This window comes from Bacillus sp. JJ1533 (genome assembly GCF_036965045.1).
Classification (GTDB): Bacteria; Bacillota; Bacilli; order Bacillales; family Bacillaceae_L; genus Ferdinandcohnia.
The window spans coordinates 189758-208218 of the sequence record NZ_JBALOV010000026.1 but is presented as its reverse complement, the minus strand read 5'-3'; the positions used below and the strand labels follow the sequence as shown (position 1 = coordinate 208218).

Here is an 18461-nt window from a genome sequence, read left to right as displayed (position 1 = left end):
TTCCAAAAAGGATTTCCTGTAATTTCTGTCGAATAATGGTAAAGGATAAACATTCGTATCCTAAGCTTATAAATTAAAAGGAGGCAATAACATGTTATCTTACAAGGATAAATGGTGGTACTCTACTCCAATGATTCTAACCCTTTCGTTATTTAGCTTTTTAGTAATACCTGCAGTTGTAGCAATATTATTGTTAATCTTTCAATTGGTTAAAAGGAAAGAGTTCTATAAACAGTTAAAAGAACATTCTTTATTAAATATTCAGCTAGATGAGAAAAAGATAAATCTAGAAAATTTAAACATAGAAATTGAAAAAAAGACAAAAGAATTAGAGGATAAACAGGAATTTGAAAAATTACTTCGTAGGGAATTTGAAGAAGCCACCTCTAAAGAAAAGGAAATGATTTTTAAAAAGGCTAAAGAAGAGGCAATGAAAATAGAAAAAGAGGCAGAAAATAATTTAAAGGAAGTTGTGGATAAAACTATAAAATATAACGACGATTTAGAGTCACTATCAACTGAGTATGAAAGTTTAATCAAAGAAGTGAACCGATATAAAAATCAAGCTCGTAAATTCAAATCGCAAATAGTAGGCTTAAAAAACTTCGATACACGATTCCCCCATACTATTAATTTTGAAGATGTCGAAAATCAAATTGAACAATTACAGAATGAATTAGCGGAGGATACTCTACTTGGCACCGTTCTTAGATTACATTTGCATTCCGATAACTCAAAAGAGTTAAGGAAATTATCAAACGCTACTAATAAAGAAATTAAAAATGTATTAAGTGGTTACGAAGATAGGTATACAACCAAGGCTAATAAAACAATTTATAACCTGATGATAATTGGTCTGCAAGCTGAAATCCAGATATTATTATATCAATTAAAATACAATAAATTAGATGAATCAATTCAATCTGTTAAAAATATTATTACAAAATACCTAGCAATTTGCGGCGATGGTAATCGCAGTATATTACCTACAATTACAAAGTTTTTAACTGAGATTGAGCCTTTATATATTGAATTGATAAATATTGAGTATAAGTATCATGTATACAGAGAACAGGAAAAAGAAGAACAAAGAATGATAAAGGAACAAATGAAACAAGAAGCAAGGGAAAGAAAATTGTTAGAAGAAGAGAAAAAGAAGCTTGAAAATGAAGAACGTAAATTCAAAATAGAAATGGAAAGAAATAAAGAATTATTATCAAAAGAAACTGACTCTGAAAAAATTGAGCAATTAAAAGAACGCCTTAAAGAATTAGAGGCGCAAATGATGAATATTGAAGATAAAAAAGAGGAAATTGCCAGTCTTACTCTAGGAAAAGCCGGTTATGTTTATATTATCTCTAATTTAGGATCCTTTGGTGATAAAATGTTTAAGGTTGGAATGACAAGGAGGATGGTTCCACAAGACAGAATTGATGAACTTGGTGACGCATCAGTCCCTTTTAGATTTGACGTACATGCGATGATATTTAGTGATGATGCAGTAAGTTTAGAACAGATGTTACACAAAGAACTAAATGATGATAGAGTAAATAAAGTTAATTATAGAAAAGAGTTTTTTAGGGTGGACGTAGAAACTCTTCGAAAGTTAGTTGAAGAAATCGATCCAACAGCTGAATTTGTTACAACTATGTTGGCAGAAGAGTACAGGCAAACAATTGCAATTGAGGAATCCTTTGCAGTATAATACATAATTTTAATTTAAGTTCATATTGATTATGTAAAAATTTCAAGTAAGAAGCCTCTCTGTCGAGAGGCTTCTTATCATATCTTACGGTAGTTATAAAAATACTTCCTCCCTTTTCATTTCCCGTATATTATCCCACTAAGTGGTCATTCGTAATGCGTATATACTTATTAGATATGTTTAACTTTTAAACTGTATTTTTAGACCTTCACTTTCCTTATTCATTATTTCTCGGATAATACTGTTCTCGCAATCTCTGTATCTAGTTTTTCGAAATCATAATAACTGATTGTTTCATATAAGTCTTTTCTTGTTTGCATTCTGTCTAGAAATTCCTTCTGTGTGCCTGTGTTTTTAATTTCAGTGTATACATCCTCGACAGCCTTTGCCGCTACTCGTAGTGAGGTAACAGGATATATCACCATGCTATACCCAAACATTTCAAACTCATTTGCGGTATAATAAGGTGTTTTCCCGAATTCCGTCATATTAGCCAGTAATGGTGCTTTCACCCTATTTTTCACTTGTTGAAACTCTTCTTCTGAAGTTAAAGCTTCTGGAAAAATCGCATCCGCTCCGGCTTCTATATAAAGATTTGCTCTTTCAATTGCCCGATCAATTCCCTCTACAGCAACTGCATCTGTTCTCGCAATGACAATTAAGGATGGAGCCACTTCTTTAATAATTCTTATTTTTTGGGCCATATCTTCTGGACTCACAAGCTTTTTTCCATTTAGATGACCACATTTTTTCGGTAGGTCTTGATCTTCAATCTGAACCGCAGCTACCTTTGCTTCAATCATTTCACGGGCTGTCCTAGCTGCATTAAGAACCCCGCCAAACCCTGTATCGATATCAACTAATAGCGGTAGATTTGATGCACGAATTAAATCCTTTGCCCGTGCGGCAAGCTCCTCAGAGGTCACAATCCCCAAGTCAGGAAGTCCTCTGCTAGCAGTGTATGCTGCCCCAGAGAGATACAAAGCTTCAAATCCTGCATTTTTTGCAAGAAGAGCACTTATTCCATCATGAGCACCCGGAATTTGCATAATCGCAGGTGCTTCCATTTTTTCGCGAAAAGCCGAAGCTAGTTCTTCTTGACTTCGTTCTTTGTCAACAATCCAAGCCATGTCATTCACCTCGTATTGAACTTTCGTCTCTTAGATTACTAATTTCGACATAAACTCATTCACATTTGTCTTAGATAGTTTTTCTAGATCTGAACATAATTCATAGATTTCTTTTACTTGCTTTTGTGGAAAACGTGTTTCTAGATTATCTGCAAACTTTCGTTTTAATAACGGAATTCCTTCATCACGTCTGAAACGATGCCCAAGCGGATACTCTCTTTCCACATTTGTTGTAGTTGTTCCATCCTTAAAGAAAATTTGAATCGCATTCGCTATTGATCTCTTATTGGGATCTAAATAATCTTCAGTGTATTGTTTATTTTCAACGACTACCATTTTATCCCGTAGAGAATCTACCCTTGGATCTTTTGCTGTTTCATCTTCATAATGATCAGCATTAATTGTTCCAAATAATAAACCAATCGCCGTAATATATTGAAGGCAATGATCACGGTCTGCTGGATTATGCAACGGACCAGTTTTATCAATTATACGAATAGCTGATTCATGAGTCGTAATGACGATTTTATCAATTTCGTCTAAACGATTCATAATTTGTGGGTGTAGTTCAACTGCACATTCAGCAGCAGTTTGACCATGGAATTCAGCAGGATAAGAGATTTTAAATAAAATATTCTCAATTACATATGATTGTAATGGTCTTTCTAATGTAATTTCCTCTCCGCCAAATAATACATCCTGGAATCCCCAGTTTGGCGCGGATAGCGCGGTTTTGTATCCCATTTCACCATTCACAGCCATTAGTGCAAGACGAACTGCACGACTTGTTGCATCACCCGCAGCCCATGACTTACGTGAACCAGTATTAGGGAAATGACGGTATGTTCGTAAGCTTGAGTTGTCAATCCATGCATTTGATAAGGCATTCATGACTTCTTCCTTTGTTCCCCCAAGCATTGCTGTTACAACAGCAGTTGATGCAATTTTCACAAACAGAACATGGTCTAAGCCTTTACGATTTAAACTATTTGATAACGCTAGCACACCTTGAATTTCATGTGCCTTCACAATTGCTTCGAGAACTGTGTTCATCTTAAGTGGCTCTTTTCCCTCAGCAATTTGTTTTCGGCTAATATAGTCTGCTACCGCTAAAATGCCGCCTAAGTTATCTGAAGGATGTCCCCACTCAGCAGCTAACCATGTGTCATTGTAATCTAACCAGCGAATTGCACAGCCGATATTAAAAGCTGCATGAACCGGATCTAATTCGAATTGTGTGCCCGGCACCCTACTACCGTTTGGAACAACTGTACCTGGTACGATTGGACCGAGATGCTTTGTACACTCAGGATATCTTAGGGCTAAGAAGCCACATCCGAGAGTATCTATCAGTACATATTTCGCAGTTTCAATTGCCAGTTCACTTTCGATTGGCTGATTCAACACGTAATCTGCTATTTTCTCAATAATCTCGTCTGTCTTTAGATTTGGATTTGTTTTTATGTCCTGCATAGAAATATTCCTACCTTTCATTTGTTTATGCGTCAATTGTTGGATCTATTTTGTTTTTCTTTTTTCTACTACGGAAAAATGGAACAATAAATGAAAGTGCAGCAATAAGTAAAAGCCCACATGAAATTGGTTTCTCAATAAAAATGAGTAAGCTTCCATCCGAAATCGTTAAAGCCTGTCTTAGTGATTGTTCCATCATGCCACCAAGAATAAATGCCAGTAACATTGGTGCTGCCGGAAACTTAAAATACGCCATAAAATAACCTAGGATTCCGAATATCACCAATAAGAATAAATCAAATGTTCTAAAGCTGATTCCGTAAACACCGATTATACAAAAGATCACAACCAATGAAATGAGCATTGGACGTGGAATTTTCAAGATTTTAGAGATATATGGGATTAATGGTAGATTCAGAATTAAGAGAATCACATTCCCGATATACATACTCGCAATAACCCCCCAAAACACATCTGGGTGATCATTCATTAAAAGTGGGCCAGGTTGTACACCTAGTACAATCAACGCCCCCAGCATTACAGCTGTTGTTCCTGATCCAGGTATCCCTAAACTAAGTAGAGGTACAAAGGCACCGCTTGAGGCACCATTATTCGCAGCTTCAGGTGCAGCTAACCCAACAATTGATCCCTTACCAAATTCATGAGGTTTCTTAGAGAGCTTCTTCTCTGAAATATATCCCAAGAAGGATGCAATTGTTCCTCCCGCACCAGGCAGAACTCCGATTAAAAAGCCCATTAGTGACTGTCTTCCCATCGGAACAGCCAATTCTTTATATTCTTGCTTTGACAAACGAAGACTTCCTAGATTTTTTGAAAAATTCCCACTTTGTTTACGTTCAAAAATAAGCGAACTCACTTCAGCTAAGGCAAACAATCCCAAAGCAATAACTAGAAAGTCAATTCCTTCTAGCAAATTAACATTGCCAAAGGTAAATCGTGTTGTCCCTGTTTGACCATCGATACCAATTGTTGCCACAATAAATCCAAGTGTTGCGGAAATTAACGCTTTTACTGTTGAGCCTTCTGCAAAGCTTGATACTGTCATCAATCCCATGAGCATTAATGCAAAATATTCTGCAGGACCAAAGGAGATTGCTAAACTCGCAAGTACAGGAGCAAAGAGCGTTAATAAAACAACACTTATTGTTCCTCCAACAAACGATGCGATCGCTGCAATAGCTAATGCCTTACCTGCCTTCCCCTGTTTCGCTAGCGGATATCCGTCAAAGGTCGTCGGTACCGACATGGATTCACCGGGAGCATTCAGGAGAATAGATGATGCCGCACCTCCATAAGCTGCCCCGTAATAAACCCCTGCCATTAATAATAACGCCATAGCAGGATCCATCCCATATGTGATCGGTATCATTACAGCAATTGCTGTGATTGGACCTAATCCTGGGATCATTCCAATCAAGGTTCCAATGACGGCCCCTAAGAATACGAACGTCAGTCCTTGTAAACTTAACGCAACTTTAAAACCAGTAATTATTCCATCAAAAATATCCATTGTGTTTCCCCCTTTCTAAAAAGGCAATATACCCTGTGGTAGTGCGATTTGTAGGAACTTGCTAAATAAAAAGTAGATTGCTAGAGGGAGTGCTAAAGAAACAATTAAATTACTTTTCCACTTTTTATATCCCAAAAACCATGAGTTTCCAAAAATAAAGATTGTCGTTGTTAAAATAAACCCTAAAAATTCAAGAAGAATGATAAATAGGAGCACAAACCCAAGAACTGTTAGGATTACTCGCTTTTCACCAGTTGGAATTTTCGCCTTATCTTTAGCATGATTATCTTTTTGAAAATATAATAAAATCGATAAGAATAATAAGATAAAACCCAGAGTAATCGGTACTGCATCTGAATCAACTGGAACATATGGATATGCCGGTAACCGGAAAGCTAATACCAAATAACCTATTGATACCAAGCCAAGAATGAGTGATATTTTTTTGTTTACAGTATTTAACATAATGTGCACCACCTTTTTTTAAAGGAGCCAATGACTTGTTTTCATTGGCTCCTACCTTGACAAATCTTATTTTCCTAAACCAAGTTCATCGAGAAGAGCTTTCATAGAATCTCTTTCTTCAGTAAGGAATTTTTTGTATTCTTCATGATTCATATACATCGGAGCCCATCCATATTGCTTACGAATGTCTGCCCATGCTTGTGAATCACTCAATTCTTTAAATTTCTCTTCATAGTATTTCACTGCAGCTGGATCCATTTCTGGCGGTCCGAAGAAGCCTCTCCAGTTGACAAAAGTAGCGTCAATTCCTTGTTCTAAAACAGTTGGGAAGTCCTCTAACACTTCACCTTCTAAACGTTCCTCAGAAGTAACACCTAGTACCTTAATTTTCCCCGCTCTAACCTGTTCAACGGTTTCAGCTACCCCTGTCGAGAAAACTTGTACACTTCCATTTAGAAGCTGTGTTAACGCTCCGCCATCCTGGTCAGATACATATTTAATTTTTGTAATGTCTACTCCAGCAGCCTTCGCTACCTTAATAAATTGAATATGGTCCATACTTCCTGGTGAAGATGCACCAACTACTGAAATGCTTGAAGGGTCTTTCTTCATATCTTCAAATAATTCATTCAGATCGTTCCACTTCGCATCTGCACGAACAGCAATTGCAGCATAGTCAGCAATGACGTTTGCAAGTGGAGTAAAATCTTCAAAGTCAAATTCAGATTGACCATTTAATGGTACTAATAACATTGGTGGTGAAGTTACAAAAAGATTATATGGACTATCTTTTAATGCGTGGATGTATGCCCAAGCAACTGCGCCTCCACCTCCTGGCTTATTGACTACCCCTAGTCCTTGCTCGATAATCTTTTCATCTTCAAAAACTTTTGCAGCCATACGTGCAGTTGTATCCCAACCGCCACCTGCTCCAGCCGGAGCAACAATTTCAATGGCTTTTTCCGGTGTCCAGCTTTCCGCTGTTGCGTTGTCACCCGATTTTTCGGATTCGTTTCCCTTTTCCCCTGAGTTATTTGAAGTAGAGCTGTTTGAACAAGCCGCCACAAATAACACCAAAAGGATTGAAAGAAGTGAAAGAACTTTTTTCATAAAATCCCCCTCTTATTTTTTTAACTATTAAAGGTTTTACAATTCCTTTAATAAGGAAATAATATCTGACAGCCTTTTATCTGTAACCGTTTTCAATTTAATGAATTTAATGTGTTTTGTGAACATTTTGTTCATTTTGTTCACAAATACTTCACATTTGTTCGATGTTCATGAAATAAAAAAGAACCTAGGGGATGTACCCTACGTTCTGACTAATTTTTCACTCATAATTCGTTGCCTATGTTATGATAATATCCGATACTTTCTCTCTGGACGACCTACAATTCCATATTCTAGTTCTGCTGTTGCCTTACCGGTCGAAATGATATATTCTAAATATCTTCTAGCCGTTGTTCTAGAGGCACCCATTCTTTCTCCCATTTCTTCTGCCGAAATACCGTCTACGACCGTTTTCATGATATCGATTACCTTTTGTAAGGTTAACGGATCAATCCCCTTTGGCATACCTTCACTTTGTTTAGCAGTTGGTTGTGAGTTTCCTAAGATCGAGTCAATTACATGTTGATTCATTTCTGTTTCAGTATCCAATAATTGTCTGCGCTTTTTATAATTTTCTAGCGTTGAAATAAATCTTTCAAGCGTGACTGGTTTTATGATATAGTCAATAACCCCATTTCTTAATGAGCGTTCAACTAATTCTTTTTCAGTTGCTGCCGTAATCATAATGACGTCTACTTGTGGGAAATCCCTTCTGATAATGGGTAGTAAATCGGTACCAAGTTGATCCTGCATATAAATGTCGAGGAGCAATAAATCCACATGTTCTTTTTCTAATAGTTTAAGAGTTTCTTCACCTGTTAATGTTTTGCCTACAACTTGAACGCCTTCAATTTTCATAAGAAACCTTTCATGGACTGATGCAACCCTGAAATCATCTTCTGCAATCGCAACTCGAATCACATTCTTCCCCCCTTAGCTAACATTTTTCATTTCCTTAGGAATAAAAATTGAAAAAACGGCTCCTCCGCCACTCACATTGTTAATTTCAATTGATCCATTTAATTCAGTAACAGTTTGCTTAACACTCGCTAAACCAAAGCCCCTATTATTTCCATTTTTAGTCGAAAATCCTATCGAAAAAATGTCAGATTTCTTTTCAAAATCGATGCCCATGCCTGAATCTGCTACCTCGAAAACAATATCATTGCCTATGTCAGTTGTGAAAAAAACAACCTCTTTTTTATTGTTGTTTTTCATGACTTCTTCAAATGCATTATCAATAATATTTCCTAAAATCGTTATCAACTTCGATAAGTCGACATGTTTTGGAAGCGGTTTTAAAAAACAGTTTGGATCGATTGTAAAATTTATTTTATGCTCTGATGCTTTTCCAATTTTACCTAGCAAAATCGCTTGAACCTTATGATCTTGTATCTGCTCGAATAAAATTCGACTTTGAACTTGTTGATTAGAAGATTCTGATTGAATGAAATCTATTGCCTCCTGGTACTCACCTAACTGGAGTAAACCAGATAGAGCATACAGTTTATTTGTAAATTCATGAGTTTGTGCCCGCAAATCTTCCGAATACTTTCGAACCTCTGAAAGGGTATTCACCATTTTCGTTATATCTGTCTTATCTCTAAAACTTGCAACGACACCTACAATCCTATCTTTTTCAATAATCGGTGTCCTATTTACAATAACAATTCGATCCTTGAGAATCATTTCCCGATCGCTTTCTAACATCCCTGATTGTAAAACCCGATACATCTCAGTATTGGGAATCACATCTTCAATTGGTTGATTAATAGAGTCGTCTTTTATTCCTAAAATATTTTTTGCGGTATTGTTCATTAATGTTATTTTACCATACTCATCAACTGCGATTATCCCTTCTTTTATGGAATATAATATCGCATTTCTCTCTCTATATAAGGAAGCAATTTGATGTGGTTCAAGCCCCAGAATATCTTTACGAATATTTTTTGCTAGGAGAACCCCTCCACCAATTCCAAGCATCAGGACGATAAAGGCAATTACGCTGTATTTCATTAATCGATTTGAGATGACGGCGCGAATATCCTCTTGCATGAAGCCCACCGATACGATACCGATGATATTTTCTTCCTTATCGAAAATGGGGGCCTTGCCCCGTAATGATGGACCTAAAGAGCCAATTGCCTTTGATGTATAATACTCGCCATTAAGTAAAGCTTGGTCATTATCGCCACCAACCATCTTTTTTCCTATTTTCCATTCTTGTGGGTGCGAATAACGAATGCTATCCTTATTTCCGACAATGATAAATTCCGCTCCAACTTCTTCTCGTATTTGTTCGACAATCGGTTGAATGACTTCTGCGGGATCATCTAATTCAAATGCTCGTTGAATTTCAGGCATAAACGAAACTGTCGTAGCGACCTGTAAAGCAAGTTGGCCCATATTTTGCTCAGTTTGTTTTGACTCAAAATACGAAAAAATGACCGTTAAAAATACAATCACAAATAATAACAATGATATAATCAGGACAAGAAGTTTCGTTTGCAATGAGACTCTCAAGATGAGCACATCCCCTTCTACTAGATATAGGGCTTTTATACTCATTTTATGCTGAATAGTCTGAATTAATCAAGAACATTATATGTCATTTTATAAGAAAAAAACCCTCTTCCGACGAAAAGGGCTGTAATACTATGCTTCTACTTTATTTTGAATCTCATTATGGAGTACCATTTGAAGAACACCACCGTGACGGTAATATTCAATTTCTATTTGACTTTCAAAACGGACAATGACTTGAAACTCCTTTGTTACACCAAAATCATCGATTGCCTTTATCGTAATTAATTGTCCTGGTTGTACATGATCACGAATATCTATATTATAAATCTCCCTACCTGTTAATCCCAAAGTGTCTGCATTTTCTCCTTCTTGAAATTGGAGTGGGAGGACACCCATTAGAGCTAAATTACTACGGTGAATACGTTCGTAACTCTCTGTTAATACAGCCTTAACTCCTAATAATTTAGTAGCTTTTGCAGCCCAATCCCGTGAGCTTCCCATCCCATAATCGCCCCCCGCAATTACAAGTAAACCCGTATTACCTTGTTGGTATTTAATTGCAGCATCATAAATAGGCATGACTTCTCCAGTTGGAAAATGTGTTGTGAATCCACCCTCAGTTCCTGGTGCGACTTGATTTTTAAGACGAATATTGGAAAAGCCACCACGAATCATTACTTCATGGTTTCCTCTTCGCGCTCCATATGAGCTAATTTCCCTAGGTTCCACACCCTTATCTATTAAATATTTTCCGGCAATACTGTTAATTGGGATTGTTCCTCCGGCAGGAGATATATGATCCGTCGTAATTGAATCTCCTAATTTTGCAAGAACCCTTAAACCATTTAAAGGAGCCATATCGTTTTGGAGCGATGGCATTTCAGCAAAATAAGGTGGATTTTGAAGATAGGTAGATTCAGCTTCCCATTTGTATAGTAAGCTCACGTCTGTTTTAAGTTGATTCCAGGATTCATTTCCAGTAAAAATAAACTCATTATTTTCTCTAAACAATTTTGGGGTGAGTTCTTTTTTAATCAGTTCCTGTATCTCGCTATTTGATGGCCAAATATCATCTAAGTATATATTTTTTCCAAAGACATCCTTCCCTATTGGATCCGTTTTTAGATTAATATCTATTGTCCCAGCAAGAGCGTAAGCTACGACTAAAGGGGGAGAAGCGAGATAATTAGCTTTTATAAGTGGATGGATGCGCCCTTCAAAGTTTCTGTTACCAGACAACACCCCAGCTACAATTAGATTATTTTCCTTTATTGCTTTTTCAACTTCATCCGGCAGTGGACCCGAATTTCCAACACAAGTTGTACATCCGAAACCAACCAAATAAAATCCAAGCTTTTCTAATGGTTCAAGTAAATGAGCCTTTCTTAAATATTCTGCTACTACCTTTGAGCCAGGGGATAAACTCGTTTTTACATATGGTGGTACCTGCAGTCCTTTTTCTACGGCATTTTTTGCTAAAAGTCCCGCTGCGATCATAACACTAGGATTCGATGTATTTGTACAACTTGTAATAGCTGCTAACACAATATCTCCTGTTTTGATTTCAGATTCTTGACCATTTATATCCTTAATGAATGTCTTCTTATTTATCTCATCAAGTCCAAGATCATATCCATGATTTCCTCGGTCATGAGTTAGTGCCTTTCGAAAAGCTGGTTTTATCTCTGATAGTCGGTTTACATCTTGAGGACGCTTCGGACCGGATATATAAGTCTCTACCTCGGAAAGATTGAGTTCGATTATATCGGAATAAACTGGCTCCAGTCCGTCAGGTGAATAGAAAAGTCCGTTTTCCTTACAATACTTTTCCACCAAATCCACTTGTTCTTCTGATCTTCCAGTTAGTTTTAAATAGTGCAATGTTTCTTCATCAGTTGGAAATATCGTGACGGTGGCTCCATTTTCGGGTGACATATTCGAAACTGTTGCACGATCTGCTACTGACAGACTCGATACCCCTTCACCAAAGAATTCAACAAATTTACCAACTACCTTTTTCTTTCTTAAAAGACTCGTTAGATAAAGTGCTAAATCGGTAGCTGTTGTCCCTGAAGGTAATCTCCCCTTCAGATGAACTCCAATCACTTCAGGAATGGGAATAAAAGAAGGCTGACCAAGCATTGCAGCTTCTGCTTCAATCCCACCAACACCCCACCCTAATACTCCAATTCCATTCACCATTGGGGTATGTGAATCCGTTCCGAAACAAGTATCCGGGTATGCTATGTACTGTCCATCTGCTACTCTTTCGAATTGAACGACAGAAGCGAGGTACTCAAGATTTGCCTGGTGAATAATTGCAGTTGATGGCGGAATTGCTCGGAAATTAGAAAACGATTTAGTAGCCCATTTAAAAAATGTATATCTTTCAAGATTAAGTTTAAAACCGCGCTCAACATTATAAGCTAAAGCATCATGTGTACCAAATTTATCTACTTGTTCTGCATGGTCGATAACTAGATCAACTGGGATCTTAGGATTAATTTGTTCGGGATTACCACCCATGTCTACCATTACCTGTCTAAGTGATGCAAGATCTACGACCACTGGTACACCTGTAAAATCCTGTAGGACGATTCTTGAAGGCAAAAAAGGGATTATTTCATTCCCTTTTCCTCTACACTTCGCCCATTTTGCTAGTAATTCGATATGTTCCCATGTTACAAGCTTACCGTCATAGTTTCTCAATAACGATTCCAGTAAAATCTTTATCGTAAAGGGCAAACGCGAAATAACACCTACCCCTGCTTTCTCCAAAGCGTTTAATTGATAAAATGTATAAGTTTTCCCATTTAAAAGGAATGTTGATTGTACTTCCGCTATCTCTATGGCCTTGGACATTTTCTCTCCCCCCTTCATTTAATTAGATTCAGGTACAAATAAATCCCCTTTCATGATTCTTCTTGCTGTCCGTTCTAATCCAACATATGCAACATCTGTTTTATCTTCGGTTAAACCTACTTTAACCATCGCAATTCCATCCGGGTGTCCTACTCGGATCATTTCTTCATTTAAATCTTTCTTCCTTGCATATTGATTTACATTTGTATTTGGTAGCACAGCAGCTGCTGCAATACAATAGAGACCACTTCCTGCAAATGTGCGGTGAAATTTCCCCATGGAAAGCATCTTCGCTACAATATCGATTTCCTCAGATTTCACAATAGTTCCGGAACTTGTTACATAGTTCTGTGGCTCTGCAACGATTGCTATTTTCGGAACAGAGGGTGTTTCCTTTGCTACCTCAATAGAGGGGTACATTCCTGCAGCAACAGCAGCACGCAGTCGGATACTTTCAATTTCCATTCTTAAACGATGGTTCTGGGATAACTCATCATTCATTTCTATTCCCTTAATTCCTAATTCAGAAGCTAATACGAATACAAATGGGTTTACGACATCAACGAATGAAACATTATAGGATTTTTCTTCTGTTTTTAGTAAAAAACTAGTACCGATAGGTAATGTTAATCCTGTTTTTCCCCCACCAGGCTCCAGAATTTCTACTGAATATTTGGCTCCAGGGAGTTTCAATCCGGGGACGTAGAAATCACCATTTACTTTCGCTTTCCCCGCAACAACTGGAACATGAATGGTAAGCATTTTTTTAATATTTGTATTACATACAGTTACCTTAACGTATCCATCGGAGCTTTCAATATCCACCAATCCTTCATCTACCGCATATGCTCCTACTGCCGCCATTAGATTTCCACATGTACCTTTGTCATCAACTAATTCTTCTCCAATACCAATTTGATAGAAAGTATAATCCACATCTGCAGCCCCATTTGATTTCGCAATAACACATACCTTACTTGTATGTGATGTTCCACTTCCAAGACCATTAACCTGTGATGGATTATACGCATCAATACCTGCCATAAAAATTTGCTTGCGTGTTTCTAAATCCTTCGGTAAATATTTCTCGTTAAAAAAGATTCCTCGACTTGTGCCACCACGGTAAACTACACAAGGTATCGAAAACTGTGAAATAATAATCAACTCCTTTGATATTTCTCAACTACCATTACATAAATAGTAATCGCTAATCAGACATAACAAAAATACTTAATAATTATGACCAACCATATCTTTTTTGAATATCTAAAAAAATAAGAGAATAATTCAATTACTCTATGAGCAAAAAATTATTCTCTATCAAACCTCAAAGGGCCTCTTCTATATTTAAACTTTTAATAAATGTAACGAATGCTTGTATCACATTTAATTCAAGCGATTCATCATGGTAAAACATCCATGTCTTTCGAAGGAGTGGCATTCCATCTTGATCTGTCAAATTAATTTTTTGGATTCCTTCTATCCCATTTAATATCAAACCTGGCATAATCGCGTACCCTAATCCATTCGCCACCATTTCCTTACAAGTATCCACCTGATCTACCTCCATGGTTATCATTGGCGGTTCTGAATAATTTTCTGACCACCAATTATCAACAAGGGATTTAAGTAGATTATCAGTTTTGTAATCGATTCTTGGTAAATTAGGAAGTTCTTTTATATTCACTTCGTTTTTTGAGGCAATACAAAGTTGTTCCTCAAATAAAAGCTGTTTCTGTCCTTGCCAATGATAATCTCCCCGTACAAATGCTATGTGCACATCCTTTTTATATAAAGCATTAAACATATCCCTACTCCACCCAGTTGTAACCTGAAACTCGACATTAGGATACTGATCTTTAAAAAGCCGCAATAGCTTGGGAAGTTTATATTTTGTAAAATAACTAGAAACTCCAAACTTAATTGTACCGACTATGTTATTGTCCATATTCGATATATTTTCTTTAATTTCTTGTAGTTTTCGAACCATCTCTTCTGCACTTTTTGCTAAATATTCACCCTGTGGAGTAAAGTGGACACCTCTTCGTCCCCGATTAATAATTTTCGTTCCAAATTCCTTCTCAATTTGTTGAATTCGGTTTGTAAGTGCTGGCTGTGAAAGATATAAGCTTTGAGCGGTTTTTGTTATATTTTTGTTTTCAAATAAAACCTTTAAGATTTCCCAATCCTGACTTCTCATCACATTCCCCTTTATTTAGATATTGGTTTTAGTTATGGCTAACTATCAAAATACAGTATTTTACTTATATGTAGTAGTATACTATATTTCTAATAAAAGGTTATCAAAATATAATGTAAGTTCTGATAACGATTGACCAATTTTAAATATGAGGTGTTAAAAATGGATAAAATATTAGCTGAATTTCAACATTTACCTACTACTTGTATCTCTGATGCAATGAACGGGCTCAATAATTTACATTCCTCCATTAAACCACTAATTCACAACCATCATTTAGTCGGTAGGGCTTTTACGGTTAAAATACCTGTTGGCGATAATTATATGGTCCTTAAAGGAATGAAAGAAGCGAAGCCTGGTGATGTTTTAGTCGTGGATGCTAAGGGGGATACCTATCGAGCGATTGCAGGTGATTTTGTTATTGGAATGGCGAAAACCCTTGGACTTGGTGGAATCGTTGTCGATGGTGTAATCCGTGATATTAATGGTATTAAAGAACTTAACTTCCCTGTATTTTGTAAAGGAACCACGGTGGCAGCTTCCGGAAAATTTGGTGAAGGTCAACTGAATGTGACAATTTCCTGCGGAGGTGCACCGATTAATCCGGGTGATATTATAGTTGGTGATGCTGATGGTGTAGTCGTAATCCCTAAAAGCATTGAGCAAAATGTACTACTAAAGGCAAAAGAAAAATTAAAAAAGGATACCCGCCGTGCAAATGATATTCTAAGAAATTCTACATTTGTAAAAGCATATATCGATAACATTTTGGCCTAAAATCTCCATAGTTCAACATGACTTTAAAATTTATACGGTGAGAGGGTAATTTTGATGGTTGTAAATGTTATTTTGTTAATCGTTTTATTTTTTCAAACCGTAATGAATATGACGAGGGCAATTATCTCTTTGTATGCTACAGATTTTGGCGCTTCAACATTCGATATCGGGTTATTGACTGCTGTTTATGCATTTTTTCCATTAATATTTGCGATTCATGCCGGGAGGATTGCTGATAAGATTGGAGATCGGCTACCTGTTTTAGTAGGACTTGTTGGAATTGCAACCGGTATGGTGATTCCGTACTACTTCCCGTCCCTCCTTTCATTGTATATATCTCAATTAATTGTAGGTGTCACAACTATTTTTATAACTGTATCTCTTCAAAACTTATTAGGAAACATTTCGAATGAAAATAACCGAGATCGTTATTATAGTTATTTTGGAATGGTTGTAGCTTTCGGCTCTATGATTGGACCTATAATTGCAGGTTACATGGGAGAGCATATTTCATATTCATCCGTTTTCTTTGTCTCTATTTTTATCATCATCGTTCCAATCTTAATGGCATTACTTATTCCGGTTATTAAAAGAAATGGAGATGTTAAACAAGTCAGTCTAAATTCATCTGTTAGCTTATTAAAAATCCCTATCTTACGGAAAGCATTAATAGCCAGTGCTCTTGTTCTATATTCGAGGGATATTTTCATTGCCTATTTCCCGCTCTTTGCAAAGCAGTATGATATTTCTACATCAATGATTGGTTGGATTATTGCTATTCAAGGCTTTGCGATTATTATCGTTCGATTTGTGTTACCTGCACTAATAGTGAGGTTTGGAAGGGACAGCGTCTTAACTGCTTCCGTTTTTATGGCTGGAATCTCGTTTTTATTAGTTCCCTTTACAGGAAATCTGATTTTATTAGGTGCCTTAAGTGCCATCATGGGCATTGGACTAGGATGTGGGCAACCACTTTCAATGACAACCACCTACAATGCATCACCAAAATCAAGAACTGGTGAGGTTCTCGGCTTACGGCTTGCTACTAATCGCTTGTCACAGTTAATTGCCCCAGTCTTCTTTGGTTTAGTTGGTTCTTGGGCTGGGATCTTTTCGGTATTTTTTATCAGTGGTACATTTTTACTCGGTGGTCTATTTGCGATTAAGCCTGAAAGGAAAAGTAAACTAGCTTCATAGAATGAAAAAGCCAGCAGCGATTGCTGCAGGCTTTGTTCGTTCATTTATAATGTAAATGAAACAAATTTCAATTCTGTCATTTCTTCTGTAGAGTATTTAATTCCTTCTTTTCCAACACCACTGTTTTTAACCCCGCCATATGGCATATTATCTACTCTAAAAGTTGGAATATCATTTATAATAACTCCACCAACCTCCAATCGGTCAGCAGCATCAAATGCTTTTTGAATGTTTGTCGTGTATACTCCTGCCTGTAATCCATATTCTGAGTCATTTACAAGCTTGATCGCCTCATCCCATGATTTATAACTATTCACGGACACAACCGGTCCAAATACTTCATTACAGGAAATAGCTAAATCTTCTGCAGTATTTGTCAAAATAGTCGGTTGGAAAACTGTACCTTCCCGCTTTCCACCAAAGACAACTTTTGACCCATTTCCCTCAGCTTCTTCTACCCAATTTTCGATTCGTTTTGTTTCGCTTGGATGGATAAGGGCTGAAACATCTGTAACTTCTAATTTTGGATTACCAAGAACTAACTGACTTGTATAGTGCTTCATTTTTTCAATAAACCCTTCATATAAATGTTCGTTCACATAAATACGTTGAACAGAAATACAAACCTGCCCTGCAAAATTAAATGCCCCTTCTACGCATCGTGCTGCTACTGCATCTAGATTATCGACACTATCTATAATGACTGCTGCATTTGAGCCTAATTCTAATGTTACACGTTTCAATCCGGCCTTTTCTTTAATTCGCGTTCCAACCGGTACGCTACCTGTGAAAGTGATCATTTTCACACGGTGGTCCTGAACAAGAAGGTCCCCAATGACACTCCCTTTGCCTGTTACGACATTAAGTGAGCCTTTCGGTAAACCGGCTTCCTCAAAAAATGTCGCTGTCATTAATGCACTCAGAGGTGTTTGGGAAGCTGGCTTTAAAACGACTGTATTCCCTGCTGCAAAGGCTGGACCTAGCTTATGAGCTACTAAATTAAAAGGAAAATTAAAGGGTGTGATAGCTGCAATAACACCAAGCGGTTCTCTTTTCGTGTAACCAAATCTTCCTTTCCCACTTTTAGCCGCATCAAGTGGTACGGTTTCCCCGTGAATTCGTTTTGCTTCTTCTGCGGCAAATTTATACGTTTCAGCAGTTCTAATGATCTCCGCCCTTGCCGCTTTCAAAGGTTTGGCATTTTCAGCTGCTAAGATAAGGGCACATTCCTCAATTCTTTCTGTGAATAAGTCAGAGACTTTTTCAAGAATTTCTGCACGTTCAAAGGCTGTTAAATTCCGCATTGTCTTAGTTGCTTGTTGTGCACCTGCAATTGCCTTTTCAACTTGTTCGTTAGTGGCTAATGGAATCAACCCAATTATTTCTTGATTATAGGGTGAGTGTAATTCCTCGTACTGAGAGCCCTCCTCCCATTTTCCATTAATAAATAATTTGTATTTTTCCACCTATATTCCCTCCCGTGCA

14 protein-coding genes are annotated in these 18461 nt (G+C 37.1%); 3 read left to right on the top strand and 11 right to left on the bottom strand.

Features of this window, described 5'->3' with window-relative positions; genetic code table 11:
* Positions 1-91: 91 nt before the first annotated feature.
* A complete protein-coding gene (locus tag V7138_RS14270) occupies positions 92-1705 on the top strand; it encodes a GIY-YIG nuclease family protein (RefSeq protein WP_335398438.1) in 1614 nt (537 codons plus the stop codon).
* Positions 1706-1929: 224 nt separating this feature from the next.
* Here the strand turns inward: V7138_RS14270 and prpB are convergent, their stop codons facing one another.
* From prpB to V7138_RS14220, 10 genes are all read right to left on the bottom strand, one after another.
* Complete coding sequence (prpB, locus tag V7138_RS14265; RefSeq protein WP_335398436.1) at positions 1930-2835, bottom strand: methylisocitrate lyase; 906 nt, start codon at positions 2833-2835, stop codon at positions 1930-1932.
* Positions 2836-2865: 30 nt separating this feature from the next.
* Positions 2866-4308 carry a bifunctional 2-methylcitrate dehydratase/aconitate hydratase gene (locus V7138_RS14260; RefSeq protein ID WP_335398434.1) on the bottom strand — a complete coding sequence of 481 codons (1443 nt, stop codon included), beginning with the start codon at positions 4306-4308 and terminating at the stop codon, positions 2866-2868.
* 25 nt (positions 4309-4333) lie between these two features.
* A complete protein-coding gene (locus V7138_RS14255; RefSeq protein ID WP_335398432.1) occupies positions 4334-5839 on the bottom strand; it encodes a tripartite tricarboxylate transporter permease in 1506 nt (501 codons plus the stop codon).
* Positions 5840-5854: 15 nt separating this feature from the next.
* A complete protein-coding gene (locus tag V7138_RS14250; RefSeq protein WP_335398431.1) occupies positions 5855-6304 on the bottom strand; it encodes a tripartite tricarboxylate transporter TctB family protein in 450 nt (149 codons plus the stop codon).
* Between the two features lie 66 nt (positions 6305-6370).
* A complete protein-coding gene (locus V7138_RS14245) occupies positions 6371-7414 on the bottom strand; it encodes a Bug family tripartite tricarboxylate transporter substrate binding protein (RefSeq protein ID WP_335398429.1) in 1044 nt (347 codons plus the stop codon).
* A 243-nt stretch (positions 7415-7657) separates the two neighbouring features.
* Positions 7658-8335 carry a response regulator gene (locus V7138_RS14240; RefSeq protein ID WP_335398427.1) on the bottom strand — a complete coding sequence of 226 codons (678 nt, stop codon included), beginning with the start codon at positions 8333-8335 and terminating at the stop codon, positions 7658-7660.
* Positions 8336-8347: 12 nt separating this feature from the next.
* Positions 8348-9982: a sensor histidine kinase gene (locus V7138_RS14235; RefSeq protein WP_335398425.1), complete on the bottom strand. Its 1635-nt coding sequence runs from the start codon at positions 9980-9982 to the stop codon at positions 8348-8350.
* An 87-nt stretch (positions 9983-10069) separates the two neighbouring features.
* Positions 10070-12802 (bottom strand): aconitate hydratase AcnA, encoded by a 2733-nt coding sequence (acnA, locus tag V7138_RS14230; protein ID WP_335398423.1) that lies wholly within the window; start codon positions 12800-12802, stop codon positions 10070-10072.
* Between the two features lie 18 nt (positions 12803-12820).
* Entirely contained in the window at positions 12821-13966 is a 1146-nt protein-coding gene (locus V7138_RS14225; protein WP_335398421.1) for a PrpF domain-containing protein, read from the bottom strand.
* A 163-nt stretch (positions 13967-14129) separates the two neighbouring features.
* Positions 14130-15002 (bottom strand): LysR family transcriptional regulator, encoded by an 873-nt coding sequence (locus V7138_RS14220; RefSeq protein ID WP_335398419.1) that lies wholly within the window; start codon positions 15000-15002, stop codon positions 14130-14132.
* A gap of 162 nt (positions 15003-15164) precedes the next feature.
* On the opposite strand from V7138_RS14220, the gene V7138_RS14215 reads away from it, so the two are divergent.
* Both V7138_RS14215 and V7138_RS14210 read left to right on the top strand, forming a co-directional pair.
* Positions 15165-15779 carry an RraA family protein gene (locus V7138_RS14215; protein ID WP_335398417.1) on the top strand — a complete coding sequence of 205 codons (615 nt, stop codon included), beginning with the start codon at positions 15165-15167 and terminating at the stop codon, positions 15777-15779.
* A gap of 54 nt (positions 15780-15833) precedes the next feature.
* Positions 15834-16976 carry an MFS transporter gene (locus tag V7138_RS14210; RefSeq protein ID WP_335398414.1) on the top strand — a complete coding sequence of 381 codons (1143 nt, stop codon included), beginning with the start codon at positions 15834-15836 and terminating at the stop codon, positions 16974-16976.
* Between the two features lie 44 nt (positions 16977-17020).
* On the opposite strand, the gene V7138_RS14205 is transcribed toward V7138_RS14210, so the two are convergent.
* Entirely contained in the window at positions 17021-18442 is a 1422-nt protein-coding gene (locus tag V7138_RS14205) for an aldehyde dehydrogenase family protein (protein WP_335398413.1), read from the bottom strand.
* Between the last annotated feature and the right edge of the window lie 19 nt (positions 18443-18461).

Coding starts and splice junctions, on each gene's coding strand:
- V7138_RS14270 (WP_335398438.1), top strand. CDS start 92: ATGTTATCTTACAAGGATAAATGGTGGTACTCTACTCCAATGATTCTA.
- prpB (WP_335398436.1), bottom strand. CDS start 2,835: ATGGCTTGGATTGTTGACAAAGAACGAAGTCAAGAAGAACTAGCTTCG.
- V7138_RS14260 (WP_335398434.1), bottom strand. CDS start 4,308: ATGCAGGACATAAAAACAAATCCAAATCTAAAGACAGACGAGATTATT.
- V7138_RS14255 (WP_335398432.1), bottom strand. CDS start 5,839: ATGGATATTTTTGATGGAATAATTACTGGTTTTAAAGTTGCGTTAAGT.
- V7138_RS14250 (WP_335398431.1), bottom strand. CDS start 6,304: ATGTTAAATACTGTAAACAAAAAAATATCACTCATTCTTGGCTTGGTA.
- V7138_RS14245 (WP_335398429.1), bottom strand. CDS start 7,414: ATGAAAAAAGTTCTTTCACTTCTTTCAATCCTTTTGGTGTTATTTGTG.
- V7138_RS14235 (WP_335398425.1), bottom strand. CDS start 9,982: ATGAGTATAAAAGCCCTATATCTAGTAGAAGGGGATGTGCTCATCTTG.
- acnA (WP_335398423.1), bottom strand. CDS start 12,802: ATGTCCAAGGCCATAGAGATAGCGGAAGTACAATCAACATTCCTTTTA.
- V7138_RS14220 (WP_335398419.1), bottom strand. CDS start 15,002: ATGAGAAGTCAGGATTGGGAAATCTTAAAGGTTTTATTTGAAAACAAA.
- V7138_RS14215 (WP_335398417.1), top strand. CDS start 15,165: ATGGATAAAATATTAGCTGAATTTCAACATTTACCTACTACTTGTATC.
- V7138_RS14210 (WP_335398414.1), top strand. CDS start 15,834: ATGGTTGTAAATGTTATTTTGTTAATCGTTTTATTTTTTCAAACCGTA.